15 protein-coding genes are annotated in these 13564 nt (G+C 52.3%); 11 read left to right on the top strand and 4 right to left on the bottom strand.

What is annotated here, in order from left to right:
- The first annotated feature begins 59 nt into the window (after positions 1-59).
- Positions 60-476, top strand: coding sequence for a hypothetical protein (locus V7676_RS13350; RefSeq protein ID WP_335660195.1), 417 nt, complete (start codon positions 60-62; stop codon positions 474-476).
- A 26-nt stretch (positions 477-502) separates the two neighbouring features.
- Here the strand turns inward: V7676_RS13350 and V7676_RS13345 are convergent, their stop codons facing one another.
- The 3 genes from V7676_RS13345 to V7676_RS13335 form a co-directional block, all read right to left on the bottom strand.
- On the bottom strand, positions 503-2260 hold the full coding sequence (locus V7676_RS13345; RefSeq protein ID WP_335660275.1) for an AMP-dependent synthetase/ligase: 1758 nt from the start codon (positions 2258-2260) through the stop codon (positions 503-505).
- Positions 2261-2441: 181 nt separating this feature from the next.
- The gene (gene ggt, locus V7676_RS13340) at positions 2442-4148 is read right to left on the bottom strand and encodes a gamma-glutamyltransferase (RefSeq protein WP_335660194.1); all 1707 of its coding nucleotides are present in this window, start codon (positions 4146-4148) and stop codon (positions 2442-2444) included.
- A gap of 86 nt (positions 4149-4234) precedes the next feature.
- A complete protein-coding gene (locus tag V7676_RS13335; RefSeq protein WP_335660193.1) occupies positions 4235-5326 on the bottom strand; it encodes a quinone-dependent dihydroorotate dehydrogenase in 1092 nt (363 codons plus the stop codon).
- A 102-nt stretch (positions 5327-5428) separates the two neighbouring features.
- On the opposite strand from V7676_RS13335, the gene V7676_RS13330 reads away from it, so the two are divergent.
- The 3 genes from V7676_RS13330 (at position 5429) to V7676_RS13320 (ending at position 8533) form a co-directional block, all read left to right on the top strand.
- The gene (locus V7676_RS13330; protein ID WP_335660192.1) at positions 5429-6115 is read left to right on the top strand and encodes a glutathione S-transferase family protein; all 687 of its coding nucleotides are present in this window, start codon (positions 5429-5431) and stop codon (positions 6113-6115) included.
- Between the two features lie 152 nt (positions 6116-6267).
- Positions 6268-7755, top strand: a complete 1488-nt coding sequence (locus V7676_RS13325; RefSeq protein ID WP_335660191.1) for a SulP family inorganic anion transporter — start codon at positions 6268-6270, stop codon at positions 7753-7755.
- A 145-nt stretch (positions 7756-7900) separates the two neighbouring features.
- Positions 7901-8533 (top strand): glutathione S-transferase family protein, encoded by a 633-nt coding sequence (locus V7676_RS13320; RefSeq protein WP_335660190.1) that lies wholly within the window; start codon positions 7901-7903, stop codon positions 8531-8533.
- 27 nt (positions 8534-8560) lie between these two features.
- Here the strand turns inward: V7676_RS13320 and V7676_RS13315 are convergent, their stop codons facing one another.
- Positions 8561-9082 carry a sterol desaturase family protein gene (locus tag V7676_RS13315; protein ID WP_335660189.1) on the bottom strand — a complete coding sequence of 174 codons (522 nt, stop codon included), beginning with the start codon at positions 9080-9082 and terminating at the stop codon, positions 8561-8563.
- 113 nt (positions 9083-9195) lie between these two features.
- Here V7676_RS13315 and leuC point away from each other — a divergent pair, with 113 nt between their 5' ends.
- The 7 genes from leuC (at position 9196) to grxD (ending at position 13549) form a co-directional block, all read left to right on the top strand.
- Complete coding sequence (gene leuC, locus V7676_RS13310) at positions 9196-10626, top strand: 3-isopropylmalate dehydratase large subunit (protein ID WP_335660188.1); 1431 nt, start codon at positions 9196-9198, stop codon at positions 10624-10626.
- Between the two features lie 9 nt (positions 10627-10635).
- Positions 10636-10887, top strand: a complete 252-nt coding sequence (locus tag V7676_RS13305; protein WP_335660187.1) for a hypothetical protein — start codon at positions 10636-10638, stop codon at positions 10885-10887.
- Entirely contained in the window at positions 10884-11477 is a 594-nt protein-coding gene (leuD, locus tag V7676_RS13300) for a 3-isopropylmalate dehydratase small subunit (protein ID WP_335660186.1), read from the top strand. The genes V7676_RS13305 and leuD overlap by 4 nt, the downstream gene beginning before the upstream one ends.
- Before the next feature lie 37 nt (positions 11478-11514).
- Positions 11515-12516 carry an NADPH:quinone oxidoreductase family protein gene (locus tag V7676_RS13295; RefSeq protein WP_335660185.1) on the top strand — a complete coding sequence of 334 codons (1002 nt, stop codon included), beginning with the start codon at positions 11515-11517 and terminating at the stop codon, positions 12514-12516.
- Positions 12517-12604: 88 nt separating this feature from the next.
- Positions 12605-12931: a DUF1476 domain-containing protein gene (locus V7676_RS13290; protein ID WP_335660184.1), complete on the top strand. Its 327-nt coding sequence runs from the start codon at positions 12605-12607 to the stop codon at positions 12929-12931.
- Between the two features lie 11 nt (positions 12932-12942).
- Positions 12943-13176, top strand: coding sequence for a BolA family transcriptional regulator (locus V7676_RS13285; RefSeq protein WP_335660183.1), 234 nt, complete (start codon positions 12943-12945; stop codon positions 13174-13176).
- 37 nt (positions 13177-13213) lie between these two features.
- Positions 13214-13549, top strand: coding sequence for a Grx4 family monothiol glutaredoxin (gene grxD, locus V7676_RS13280; protein WP_335660182.1), 336 nt, complete (start codon positions 13214-13216; stop codon positions 13547-13549).
- The last annotated feature ends 15 nt before the right edge of the window (positions 13550-13564 follow it).

The following is a 13564-nucleotide window of genomic DNA, read 5'->3' as shown; positions in this document are numbered from 1 at the left end:
GTTTTTCTCGATTTATGATATTCTGCCGCATTGATGGGGGACATCAAAGGAGAATTCGCATGCGTAAAATTATTTTTGCATTGCCTCTGGCGTTGATGCTCGCAGCCCCAGCGGCGCACAGCGGCACTACTGAAGTCAAGCTGAGCGAAAAGGAACAGGCCAAGTTTGACAAGATTGTCGCTGGTCGTACAGCCGGAAAACCGGTGAGTTGCATCAACCGGAATGATCAGAGGAATATGACCGTCGTTGGTGACAAATATCTGATCTATAGTAGTAGCGGCAACTCAAAGACCATCTATGTGAATGAACCCTATGGTGGATGCAGAAATGTTGATCGTAACACATTGGTGACACGCAAGTCATCTTCGCAGCTTTGTCGCGGAGAGATCGCACAAGTTAAAGATTTGACCAATAATATGTTCGTCGACAGCTGTTCGTTCAGTAATTTTGTGCCTTATACCAAAATAGAAGATTAAGTTTGCATGGCAGCTGAGACGCGAGCCTATTTTTTGTAAAGCGCGGCTAGCCGGTCCTGATAGCGTTCGCGAATGACATGGCGCCGGATTTTCATGCTCGGTGTCAATTCTTCATTCTCGATTGCGAAAGGTTCATCGGAAAATTCAAATCGCCGGACCTTTTCAGTCACGGACAGGCTTTTATTCACCCGATCAACGGCGATTCCAACTGCGGATTTAAAGGCGGGATTTGCCTGTAATTTCAGGAAGTCATAGGTCATGCCTTGCGTGCGGGACCATTCTAGCGCCCATTCGGGGTCGGGCACGATCAGGCCGACCATATAGGGCCGTTTGTCGCCGGCAATCATCGCCTGCAGGATTTCCGGCTGCAGAGTCAGCATGCCTTCGACCTTTTGCGGCGCGACATTTTCGCCTTTATCATTGACGATCAGGTCTTTTTTGCGATCGGTAATCGCGAGCCGCCCCGCTTTGTCGATCAAGCCGATATCTCCGGTATGTAACCAGCCGTCGATAATGACCCGATCAGTTTCGGCTTTGTTACGCCAATAGCCTTTCATGACTAGCTCGCCGCGCACCAATATTTCGCCATCCTCGGCAATTTTTACTTCGGTATCGATCATCGGCGGGCCGACTGTGTCCATTTTTAACCCCGTGCGCGGTCTGTTGCACGCGATAATCGGGCCGGACTCGGTCTGGCCATAGCCTTGCAGCAATGTCAGCCCCAGCGACTGGAAAAAAACGCCAATTTCCGGATTAAGCGGTGCCCCTCCGGAAACCATGGCTTTGATCCGTCCACCAAAGCGCTGTTGTACTTTAGGGCGAAGCGTTTTGTTCAGGAATATATCCATCGGCTTGTCGCGCACCCGCTTTTTACCATTCGCCTGCCGTGCGCCCATGGCCACTGCTTTGCCGAGTAGATAATTAGGCATTTTACCCTGTTTCTCGACCGTTTTAATCAGCCGCTGACGCAGCACTTCAAATAGTCGCGGAACGACGACCATGATGGTCGGCCTGACGTCCTCGATATTCGACGCGAGTTTCTCCAGCCCTTCGGAATAGAAAATCTCTGCACCCAGTCCGATGGGAAAAAATTGTCCGGCGCTATGCTCATAAGCGTGGCTGAGCGGTAGAAAAGACAGAAAGACTTCGTCATCCCAGCCAAAGTCACTCTCGATCACTTCCGCCGGACCTTTAACATTATGCAGGATCGCGCCATGGGGCTGCATCACGCCGCGCGGTTTGCCGCCTGTTCCGCTGGTATAGATGATACAAGCAACGTCGTCGCGTTTTATGTCTGCCGCCTGCGCCGTCACTTCTGCGACGTCTCCATCGCTGCCGTGGATCAGGTCATTCCATTGGTGGATGTCAAATCCGCCGGATTGGCCAATACGAAGATCGGTCATGCCGATAACGATATCCGCATCCGATGATTTTATGACGGACGGGATAAGATTTTGTGCCAGCTTCTGGTTGGACACAATGACGGCCCTTGCGCCGCTATTGTCCAAAATATGCTGATGGTCGCCCGGTGTGTTGGTCGTATAAGTTGGAACAGTGATGCATTTCGCGGCCATGATCGCAAGGTCGGCAATGCACCATTGCGGACAATTGTCCGATACCAGCATGACACGGTCACCGGGGTTTAAACCGATTCTCTTGAAAGATTTGGCGAGCGCTGCTACTTGCCGCGCAGCCTCGGCCCAGCTGGTGGCTTGCCATTCACCGTCTATCTTGACGTTTAAAAATGGTTTGTCTCCGCCTTCGGCAGCACGCTGGAAAAACATGGAAACCAGATTCGGAAACCCGTCAAATTCGAGATAGCGGTTCTTTGTTTTTTTCGCCGACACTAAATTACCCTCTCGTGCGACCAGCCCGATTAGTGGCAAGTCCTTATGTGGTCACAGGCTAGCGCGGATAAAAGTTTCGGGCAATGGCTTATGGACGTCGCCTAAGAAAAGCCGGATTTTAAGGCAGTTCGCTGACCGCTTCACCTGTACTGCGCGGGTCGACCGCACCGACCCAGCCCTTGTCTGTTTTTTGTGCACCGGCAAGCTTCGATGGCAGATTGGTTGTCACTACAATATGTCCCAGCCGCGCTAAGTCGGGCTGTAGCTTCACCAGGTCGCTGCCATTTTCGATGAGCAGGCCCGATCCTCCGAAAAAGATATTGGGCAGCGCCATCGCGTCTTTGAGCGGCAATCCATAATCAAGAACACCGATAAGGGTCTTGGTTACATGCATGATGATACGCTTTCCGCCAGCGGACCCCAGAGCGAGAATGGGCTCGCCCTTCGCATTATAGACAATGGTGGGAGACATGGACGAGAGGGGGCGTTTGCCCGCCTGCACACGGTTGGCCACCGGCGCGCCGTCTTTTTCCGGCGCGAAGGTGAAATCGGTCAGTTCGTTGTTCAGTACCATGCCGCGGGCCAGCAACTGGCTGCCAAAGGGGCCTTCCACGGTCGAGGTCATGTTGGCAATATTGCCTTCGCGATCAACAGCGGTGAAATGGGTTGTTCCCGCCACTTCCGATGAAATGGCGGCTGTGCGCGGTACGGCTCCGGGAGGATTACCTGCGGGATAAGTCTCGATCCCCGGCAATTGCGGCCGCGTGCCTTGCAAAGCGATCAATTGCGAGCGTTTGGCGAGATATTTTTTGTCGATCAGGCCAGCGACGGGAACAGAGACAAAATCCTGATCAGCGAGATATTTTTCACGGTCTGCATAGGCGAGCTGCATGGCTTCCCCGATGACATGCCATGCACGGGCTGGGTCTTTTTCATAGAGCGCGCCCATATCAAATCGTTCGATTGAGCCTAAAATCTGAAGAACGGTTGTCGCACCCGAAGAGGGCGGCCCCATACCGCAGATGCGATATTCGCGGTAGCTGGAGCAAACCGGCTGGCGCAATATAGCGCTGTAATTGGCGAAATCCTGCTCGGTCAGGGTGGACGGGTTGCTCGGTGCATTAGCGACAGCATCGGTAATCGCTTGGACGGTCTTGCCGGTGTAAAAAGCATCGGCCCCGCCTGCCTGGAGTTCGCGCAGCAACTTGCCAAGTTCAGGATTTTTGATGATAGTACCGCGCGGCGCAGGCGCGCCATTGCGCCAGTAAAGCTTTTGCATTTCTGGGAAATTGACCCAGAGCTTCTCAAGCCGTTTCATCCAGTCATATTGTGGCGCGCTGACCGCATAACCTTGTTCGGCCAGTTTGATAGCGGGCTCAAACAGTTTTTCCCAAGGCAGCTTGCCCCATTTTTTATGGGCCATTTCCATCAGCCGCATATTGCCGGGAACACCGACGGATTTGCCGCCGGGTGCTGCCGCTAGAAAATCCATAGGTTGACCATCTTTGTCCAGGAAACGGTCTGCATTTGCCGTTGCAGGAGCCATTTCTCGTCCGTCAATTGTTTCCATCCAGCCGCTTTTCGCGTCATGGTGCACCAAGAATCCGCCGCCGCCAATGCCGCTCGATTGCGGTTCGACGACCGTTAGTACCAACATCATCGCCATGGCCGCATCGCTGGCAGACCCGCCTGCTTGCAATATTTGAAAACCCGCTTTGGTGGCTTCTGGATGTGCGGAGGCAGCCGTGCCTGCATTTTGGGCGTTGGCCGGAACGACCAAGAGCGTGAGCAGGGAAAAAGCGAATAAAGCTAGGAGTCTTTTCATGGCGTCAAGTTTTATGGATGGCTTGCCTTTTTAGCAAATCATTTGTCGCTCCCCTATATTCCCCCCTAGCTCCCCTATATTCCCCCCTATACGTCGTCAGCCCCCACAGCTGCGGCGACGGACGAAAATCCATCCTGCTTCAAAAGCCGGGCCAGCCCGCAGCTCATGGCGCGGGCCATGGCCGGGCCCTCATATATCATGGCGGTATAGAGCTGCACCAGAGACGCCCCGGCGCGGATGCGTTCATAGGCATCTGCGGCATTGGCGATGCCGCCAACTCCAATAAGCGGAATCTTTCCGCCGCTTGCCTTGCGAAAATCCTTTAGCCTTTGCAGGGCCAAGTCTTTCAGGGGTGCGCCCGACAGACCACCGGTTTCCTCTTTATTCGAGGAAATCAGGGAAGGTCGCGTGATAGTTGTGTTAGAAATGATGAGCGCATCTATTTTCTGTTTCATGCTGACATCGACAATATCGTCAATATCCGCTGGTTCCAGATCGGGCGCGACTTTCAGGAATACCGGCACTTTGGAAGTCCCGCGTGCCTGCATGACCGCCGCGAGCAATTCTTCTAGCGCGCCCTTGTCCTGAAGCGCTCTTAGACCCGGCGTATTGGGTGAGGAGATATTGACTGTCAGATAGTCCGCGAGGGGCGCCATATTTTTGACGCCGATAACATAGTCAGCAATCCGGTCTTCGCTATCCTTATTGGCACCGATATTAATGCCCAGCACGCCGTCACCCATGCGTCCGCGCATCCGTTTCAAGCGCGGCGTAGCTTTTTCCTGACCCTGATTGTTAAAGCCCAAGCGGTTGATCACTGCCTTGTCTTCGGGAAGCCGGAATATACGTGGCTTGGGATTGCCCGGCTGGGCGCGCGGTGTCAGCGTGCCGACCTCGGCATAGCCAAAGCCCATACGGATCAAGGCATCAGGCACTTCGCCATTTTTGTCAAAACCGGGCGCCATGCCAATCGGATTGGTGAAATCCAGACCAGCGACCGTGGTGGCCAGTACGGAATCGGATTTGGGCGCCGCCCCCAAGGGCAATGCCTTTAATCCGGCGATAGTCAGACCATGGGCTTTCTCTGCTTCCAGAGCGAAAATAAACGGGCGTGCGAGATCATATAGCATGGCTGCGCCTATGGCATCACTGGACAGAATCGGCAATGCTTCCCGCATTAAGTTTCGGTCAGAAATCGCGCCCGATTTTTTGGGCGCAGCGGCACGTAAATATGATATGGCCGATATGATTAAGTGCGTCCGAGCGAGAAAGAGGCATGAATGACCTACACGTTGATTACCGCCAATCGTAACTATTCCAGCTGGTCGCTGCGGCCATGGATGCTAATGTCTGCTCTCAAAATTCCATTTAAAAATGAAATTATCTATTTTGAAGAAGATAATTTCGAGCGGTTTCGGGAATTTGCACCAAACGGGCAAGTTCCTTGCTTGCAGGACGAGGACCGTACGATTTGGGATTCCCTCGCGATTGTCGAATATCTTGCCGAGCGGCATAAGGGCGTTTGGCCCGTGGACGAAAAAGCGCGGGCATGGGCGCGCTGTGCGGTCGCCGAAATGCATGGCGGCTTTGCGGCGCTGCGCGATCAATGCCCGATGAATATCGGGGTTCGTGCCAAGCTGAATGAGGTTGACGCGCCGCTTCAGCGCAATTTGGACCGGATCAGCGAATTATTTGCAGAAGGCTGGGATAATTTCGATGGTCCGTGGTTGGCTGGTGATCGCTTTACAGCGGTTGATGCCTTTTATGCGCCGGTCGCTTATCGCGTGCGGACATTTGACCTCGATATCGGGGCCAAAGGCCGCGCTTGGGTCGATTATATTATCGCGCACCCCGCGATGCAGATTTGGGAAGCGGAAGCCTTGGCCGAAGCGCATCGCGAAATCAGCCATGAAGAAGAAATAGCCGCGAGTGCTTCTATAATTGACGATTTAAGAGTGCCGGTTTAGTTTGGAACGCTGTTAAAAATTTATGTTCTCTGTGGCGTGTGGAGCAGGCTGCGCGATGCTTGACGGGTGCAAATCAATAGTTCATGGCCGCGCTAAATGATGCCGCATTGCAGCAATTGATCTAAAATTCCATCCGGGGGGAGAGCTATATTATGGCATTACACAGCGATTTTAAACGCGACTGGCTATCCAATCCGAAAACCGAATTTTTGGCCGGTCTGGTCGTGGCGCTCGCTCTGATTCCTGAAGCTATCGGCTTTTCAATCATTGCAGGTGTTGATCCGCGTGTAGGGCTTTATGCCAGTTTCTCGATCGCTGTGATTATATCCATGGTCGGCGGACGGCCGGGCATGATCAGCGCGGCGACTGCTGCGGTGGCGGTGCTGGTGGTTCCGTTGGTGCGCGATCACGGCGTGGAATATCTTTTTGCGGCGACCATCTTAATGGGGATTTTTCAAGCCATAGCCGCCTTGCTGCGACTTGACCTGTTGATGCGTTTTGTTTCCCGGTCGGTGATTACCGGCTTTGTGAATGCGCTCGCGATCCTGATTTTCATGGCGCAATTGCCGCAACTGACCGGCGAAGCCTTTACGTGGCAGACCTATGCTATGGTCGCTGCCGGTCTTGCGATTATCTATGGTTTGCCAAAGCTGACAAGCTGGGTGCCGTCCCCATTGGCGGCGATTATCGTGCTTGCCGCTGTCAGCATCTATTTTAAAGCGGACGTATCGACCGTGGGTGATATGGGTGAATTGCCGAACAGTCTGCCGTGGATTCATATTCCGCAAATCCCGATTACGTGGGAAACATTGGCGATTATCGCACCTTATTCTTTGGCGATGGCGGCTGTCGGCCTGCTCGAATCCTTGCTTACCGCATCGATTGTCGATGATATGACGGAAACGCGTAGCGATAAGAAACGCGAAACCTATGGTCAGGGTATTGCCAATTTCGTGACCGGCTGGATCGGCGGCATGGGCGGCTGTGCGATGATCGGTCAATCGGTGATCAACATTAAATCCGGCGGTCGGCGGCGTCTTTCGACCTTTGTCGCTGGCGTTATGTTGCTGGTGCTGATTGTCGGTCTAGGGCCGCTTGTGGCGCAAATTCCAATGCCCGCGTTGGTTGCTGTTATGATTTTTGTTGCTGTCAGCACTTTCCGCTGGAAAAGCTTTACCGAAATTACCCACCATCCATGGCCATCCAATGTCGTCATGATTGCTACTGTGGTCATGGTGGTTGCAACCCATGATCTGTCCATCGGTGTACTGACCGGTGTATTGCTGTCAGGTATATTCTTCGCCTGGAAAGTGCGTCAACTCGTCACGATTCAGGATGTTGTCGAAGGAACAACGCACCGTTACGTTTTTGCGGGTCAGATATTCTTTGGTTCCGTCGATATGCTTTATGAAGCGATGGAGTTTAATGAAGAAGGCATTGATACCGTAGTTATTGATGTTCACGACGCGCATTTCTGGGATATCTCGGCCACTGGTATACTTGATAAGATTGTCGACCGGCTCAAGAATGAAGGCAAGACAGTCGAACTCATCGGTATGAATGAAGCCAGTGCAACATTGGTCGAAAAATATAGCGAGAATGAACGGCCGTTTGAAAGCCTGGGCATCATCGGACATTGATTTTGAATCGCCGTGCTGCGTTATTATGCGCGGCGCGGCAATGCAGAATAGTTCCGTGCGGTGAGCATTGTTTTGTTGTTTGTGCGATTAACTGTATCTACGTTGTAGAACAGAAAATTGTTCAAACCCCATAGGAGCATAGCCCATGATCAAACTGCACCATCTGGAATATAGCCGTTCGACACGCATCATTTGGCTGCTGGAGGAACTCGGTCTGGAATATGAAATGGTGCGGCATCAGCGGCATCCCGAAACCATGCGCGCGCAGGCTGACCTTGCCGCGATTCATCCGCTGGCAAAGGCCCCGACGGTGATTATTGATGATCATCTTATGATGGAATCGGGCGCGATAATAGAATATATTCTGGAACAATATGGAGAAGGGCGATTAGCCCCTGCGCCGGGTTCAAAAGATCGGGCCGAATATCTCGAATGGTTGCATTTTGCAGAAGGCACCTTGGCCAATCCGGTGATTATGCAGATGCTTGGGCCCCGTTTCGGCGGATTAGGTGACGGCTATGCGCCTTTTATCGAAGGGGAAGTCGTCAAGCTGCTGGACTATGTTGAACATCATATCGACAACCGTGAATTTCTAGTGGGCGACGGGTTTACCGGCGCTGATATCAATATCACTTATGTAATCGAACTTGCTTTGGCGGCAGGGATGCTCGCCAATCGTCCTGCATCCATGGATTATGGCAAGCGGATGATGGCACGGGCTGCCTATAAGAAAGCGATTGAGCTGGGCGGCCCGGTTGTATTCGCGCTCGCGGGTTAGTGTCTGCTTTTGCGGCGCTGGGCGGCTTCAAACCGCGCTTGCGGACTCTCTGACCACAGCCTGTCCGGTTTCGCGCTGCACCTTTAATTCGGCCTTTAGTTTGGTGGGATCACGGGCGAAGACAAAGCCAAAGCTCACGCCGCCGTCCTTACCGATGGTGGCGTGATGCAGCTTATGTGCCTGAACCAATCGCTTGGCATAGCCGCGTTTGGGCACATATTTGAAATAGCGCTGATGCACCAGACCGTCGTGGATCAAGGTATAGATGATCCCGTAGCATAATATGCCTAGCCCGATCCATGTGCCAGGTTCCCATGCGGAACTGCCCATGATCATCGGACTGCCAATCACAAACATCGAAATGCTCATTATGGCTCCGGCAATGCCGTAAAGATCATTTTTCTCAATCGCCTTATCATGGGGCTCATGGTGGTCGCGGTGCCATCCCCAGCCGAAACCGTGCATGATATATTTATGAGCGCCCCACGCGATACATTCCATCGCGATGACGGAGGCGAGTATCGTGGTTATGATTGCGAAAATGTTCATATGACGAAGATACGCCTTTCGATGCGGCTTTTGAAGTCACTTCTGACTTGCACAGACAATTGATGTAGGTAAACGAAGCACCATATTGGTAAAAAGGATGATATAGACACGGCATGACCGAAGCAAAAACCTTGTATGAGAAAATCTGGGACGCGCATGTCGTAGACCAGCGTGACGATGGCACGGCGCTTATCTATATTGACCGGCATCTGGTCCACGAAGTCACGAGCCCGCAGGCTTTTGAAGGACTTCGTAAAGCGGGACGCAAGGTTCGGCGCCCGGATTTGACGCTGGCTGTTCCTGATCATAATTTGCCGACCACGGCGCGCCTTGATGCAAATGGAAAAAAAATCCCCATTGCCGATCCACAAAGCGCAGCGCAGCTTGAAGCTTTGGAAGCCAATGCGCCCGCATTCGGGATTAAATATATTGGTGCGAGTGATGCAGAGCAGGGCATTGTCCATGTGATCGGACCGGAACAGGGATTTACCTTGCCGGGTACCACTTTGGTTTGCGGGGACAGCCATACTGCGGCGCATGGCGCTTTGGGTTCGCTGGCATTTGGCATTGGTACGAGCGAAGTCGAACATGTGCTTGCGACGCAAACTTTGCAGTTATCGCGCTCGAAATCGATGGAAGTCCGGGTGGAAGGTCTGCTTGGCCCCGAAATTAGCCCCAAGGATTTGATCCTCCACATCATTGGCGTGATAGGCACAGCGGGCGGAACTGGCCATGTTATCGAATATCGCGGTGAAGTATTTGAGAAAATGTCGATTGAAGGCCGCCTGACGGTATCTAACATGTCGATAGAAGGTGGCGCGCGCGCTGGTTTAATTGCGCCGGATGACAAGACGTTCGCTTATCTGAAAGGCCGCCCCATGGCGCCCAAAGGGGCCGATTGGGATGAAGCGGTCGCTTATTGGAAAACGCTGCCGACCGATGAAGGCGCGCGCTTTGATAAATCGGTTACGATTCAGGCAGCCGATGTTGTGCCAACTGTTACCTGGGGGACGAGCCCGGAAGATGTTGTCGCTGTTACTGGCCATGTGCCAGCACCAGAAAGCTTTGCCGATCCTGCCAAACAGGATGCTGCTCGCAAATCACTGGAATATATGGGGTTGACCTCTGGTCAGGCCTTGGCCGACGTTACGGTTGAAAATATCTTTATCGGCAGCTGTACCAATAGCCGGATAGAGGATTTGCGCGCTGCTGCTAAAGTGCTGGACGGACGCAAAAAGGCGGATGGTGTGAAATGGGCGATCGTAGTTCCGGGATCAGGCCTCGTTAAAGCAATGGCGGAAGCAGAAGGATTGGACAAGATCTTTACTGCTGCCGGATTTGAATGGCGGGAACCGGGCTGTTCAGCCTGCCTTGGTATGAACCCGGATAAGGTGCCATCTGGTGAACGTTGTGCATCTACGTCCAATCGCAATTTTGTTGGTCGTCAGGGCCCGGGTGCTAGAACCCATCTTATGTCTCCGGCCATGGCTGCTGCGGCTGCTGTAACGGGCAAACTGACAGACGTTCGAGAATTAATAGGATAAGATTTAGATATGACAGACGATAAAAAAGGGCCTGAGGATAAAGGCACAGACCATATTGACGCTGGCGAAAAGAACGACAAATGGTCGACTGGTGTCAAAGTGGGCGCTGCTGTCGGTTCGGCGGCTTTGGCTGCGGCGCTTATTTATGCCGGTCGTCATAAAATGCGCACATTGGATGAATTTAAGACACCAAAACCAAAGCCGGGTACCCGCTATGAAAATGAACCCGTCGATGATGCAGATGAAGAGGGCGCAGAATGAAACCTGTTAGCAAAGTGGAAGGCCGCGCGATTCCCTTTGGCCGGAAAAATATCGATACCGATGTGATTATTCCCGCGGCATGGCTAAAAACCATTTCACGCGAAGGCTTGGGCGAGGGCGCATTTGAAACTATTCGCAAGCAAGAAGGTAATATTTTTGACGATCCCGAATATGCTGGCGCGTCCATCCTTATCGCGGGCGATAATTTCGGATGTGGGTCAAGCCGTGAACATGCCGCTTGGGCGCTGGATGACATGGGCATAAAAGCGATTATTGCACCGAGTTTTTCGGACATATTCTCCAGTAACGCGTTTAAAAATGGGTTGTTGGCGATCCCGCTGCCACAAGAAGCAGTTGATCGTTTGATGGAAGTTGCAAAAACCGATCCGATCACCATTGATATGGAAAGCATGAGTGTCACCACACCATTTCAGGATCGCTTCACTTTCGAGATGGACCCGTTTCGGCAACAATGTCTGATGAACGGTCTAGATGAAATAGACCTGACAATGGCAAAGTCGGACGCCATAAAAACTCATGAAAACAGGGTCGATGCTGAACAAGCTTGGCTTAGACCAGTTGCTGCCTGAGCAGAGCTGACGAGATTACAGGAAAGAGGATGAAATTATGAAAGCATTAATGTCCACAAAAGTGGGTGGCCCTGATAGCCTGGAAATGCTGGAGGTTGATAATCCGGTTGCTGGCGAGGGGCAGGTGGTCATCGATGTAAAAGCATGTGCGATCAACTATCCTGATGTCCTGATCATTCAGGATCTCTATCAGTTTAAACCGCCCCGGCCTTTCGCTCCCGGCAGCGAGGTTTCCGGTGTTATCGCAGAGGTAGGCAAAGGCGTTACCGGCTTGAAAGTTGGTGACCGTGTAGCTTCCGCCACCGGCCATGGCGGTTTGGTTGAGAAAGTTGCAGCTGATTATAACAGCGTTTTTAAAATTCCCGATTCCGTCAGTTTTGAAGACGCGTCTGCTCTCTTGATGACTTACGGCACGTCTATTCACGCTCTGGTTGATCGGGGTCATATCAAAGAAGGCGATACACTATTGGTGCTTGGCGCATCTGGCGGCGTTGGCATCGCTGCGGTTGAACTGGGCAAAGCCTTTGGTGCGCGTGTTGTCGCTGCTGTCTCGTCCGAAGAGAAAGCAGAATTTGCCAAAGCCGCTGGTGCTGACGAAACCGTCGTTTATGGCCGCGCGCCTTTTGACAAAGATGAGTCCAAAGCTCTGGCAGCGCAGTTTAAAGCAGCCGTAGGCCCCGATGGCGCGGATATTATTTATGATGCGGTTGGCGGCGACTATAGTGAACCTGCTGTTCGGTCCATTGCTTGGGAAGGTCGTTTCCTGGTGGTTGGTTTCCCAGCTGGAATCGCGAAATTGCCGCTGAACCTGACATTGCTCAAATCATGTGACGTTTGTGGAGTTTTCTTGGGCGCTTACGCTGCGCGCGATCCAGCAGGCAATCGGTCGCACGTGAACCGGCTGTTCAAGCTTTGGGGACAGGGTATGATCAAACCACGTGTGTCAGAAGTTTTTGACTTTGCGGACGCCGGAAAAGCGATTCAAAAAATGGCAGATCGCGGTGCGATGGGCAAATTGGTCGTGAAAGTTGCAGACTAAAGGGAATTGGCCCTTGCTGGACATGCAACCAGTACCTATTTCTATGAAATATGATCCAACAGGGGATCAATGCCGATAAGGAAATATTATGAGTGGTTTTGATGATCGCGAAAAAGCATTTGAAGCGAAATTCGCACATGATGAAGAACTTCAGTTCAAAATTACCGCTCGCCGCAATCGTTTGCTAGGCGAGTGGGCTGCAGAGAAAATGAATCTGACGTCGGAAGAAACCGACGCCTACGCGAAATCGGTCGTGCAGGCGGACTTTGAAGAAGCTGGCGATGAAGATGTTATTCGCAAGCTGCTTGGTGATTTAACCTCTGCTGGGGTCGAGATTGACGATGCTGGTATTCGCACCGCGCTAACCGACAAAATGGTCGAAGCGCGGCGCCAGTTTATTGAAACAGCTACATAGGAACATATACAATGCCAATGGCGAGTGACGACATTAAGGCAATGATATTGGAAGCCTTTCCGGACGCGATGGTCGAAATTCAGGATCTTGCCGGTGACGGGGATCATTATGCGGCCAAAGTGTTGGCACCGGCATTTGCTGGTATGAACCGGGTCAAACAACATCAGGCCGTCTATGCGGCTCTCAAAGGTAAAATGGGTGGAGAGCTGCACGCGTTGCAGCTGACTACTGGAGTGCCCGGCTAGGCCGGATTGCAGCCTGCACCCCAAAAGGAGAATGAAGATGAATGACGCCGTAAATGCAAAAATTGATACCATGGTCCAATCCAGTGATGTCGTATTGTTCATGAAGGGCACGCCGCTTTTTCCGCAATGCGGATTTTCCAGCAAAGCGGTTGCGATATTGGAACATCTGGGCGTCGGCTTTGAATCCGTCGATGTCCTTCAGGACATGGAAGTGCGTCAGGGCATTAAGGAATTTTCCGAATGGCCCACCATCCCCCAGCTTTATGTCAAAGGCGAATTTGTTGGCGGTAGCGACATCATGATGGAAATGTATGAAGCTGGCGAATTAGGCGAATTAATGGCCGAGAAAAAGGTTGCACCAGCAGAAAGCTGAGCCGCTTTTTTAGCG

It is taken from the genome of Parasphingorhabdus sp. (assembly GCF_036963805.1).
Lineage (GTDB): Bacteria > Pseudomonadota > Alphaproteobacteria > Sphingomonadales > Sphingomonadaceae > Parasphingorhabdus.
The sequence above is the reverse complement of the archived record's forward strand: the minus strand, read 5'-3'. Positions and strand labels throughout refer to the sequence as shown.

Coding starts and splice junctions, on each gene's coding strand:
- V7676_RS13350 (WP_335660195.1), top strand. CDS start 60: ATGCGTAAAATTATTTTTGCATTGCCTCTGGCGTTGATGCTCGCAGCC.
- V7676_RS13345 (WP_335660275.1), bottom strand. CDS start 2,260: ATGTTTTTCCAGCGTGCTGCCGAAGGCGGAGACAAACCATTTTTAAAC.
- ggt (WP_335660194.1), bottom strand. CDS start 4,148: ATGAAAAGACTCCTAGCTTTATTCGCTTTTTCCCTGCTCACGCTCTTG.
- V7676_RS13335 (WP_335660193.1), bottom strand. CDS start 5,326: ATGCGGGAAGCATTGCCGATTCTGTCCAGTGATGCCATAGGCGCAGCC.
- V7676_RS13330 (WP_335660192.1), top strand. CDS start 5,429: ATGACCTACACGTTGATTACCGCCAATCGTAACTATTCCAGCTGGTCG.
- V7676_RS13325 (WP_335660191.1), top strand. CDS start 6,268: ATGGCATTACACAGCGATTTTAAACGCGACTGGCTATCCAATCCGAAA.
- V7676_RS13320 (WP_335660190.1), top strand. CDS start 7,901: ATGATCAAACTGCACCATCTGGAATATAGCCGTTCGACACGCATCATT.
- V7676_RS13315 (WP_335660189.1), bottom strand. CDS start 9,082: ATGAACATTTTCGCAATCATAACCACGATACTCGCCTCCGTCATCGCG.
- leuC (WP_335660188.1), top strand. CDS start 9,196: ATGACCGAAGCAAAAACCTTGTATGAGAAAATCTGGGACGCGCATGTC.
- V7676_RS13305 (WP_335660187.1), top strand. CDS start 10,636: ATGACAGACGATAAAAAAGGGCCTGAGGATAAAGGCACAGACCATATT.
- leuD (WP_335660186.1), top strand. CDS start 10,884: ATGAAACCTGTTAGCAAAGTGGAAGGCCGCGCGATTCCCTTTGGCCGG.
- V7676_RS13295 (WP_335660185.1), top strand. CDS start 11,515: ATGAAAGCATTAATGTCCACAAAAGTGGGTGGCCCTGATAGCCTGGAA.
- V7676_RS13290 (WP_335660184.1), top strand. CDS start 12,605: ATGAGTGGTTTTGATGATCGCGAAAAAGCATTTGAAGCGAAATTCGCA.
- V7676_RS13285 (WP_335660183.1), top strand. CDS start 12,943: ATGCCAATGGCGAGTGACGACATTAAGGCAATGATATTGGAAGCCTTT.
- grxD (WP_335660182.1), top strand. CDS start 13,214: ATGAATGACGCCGTAAATGCAAAAATTGATACCATGGTCCAATCCAGT.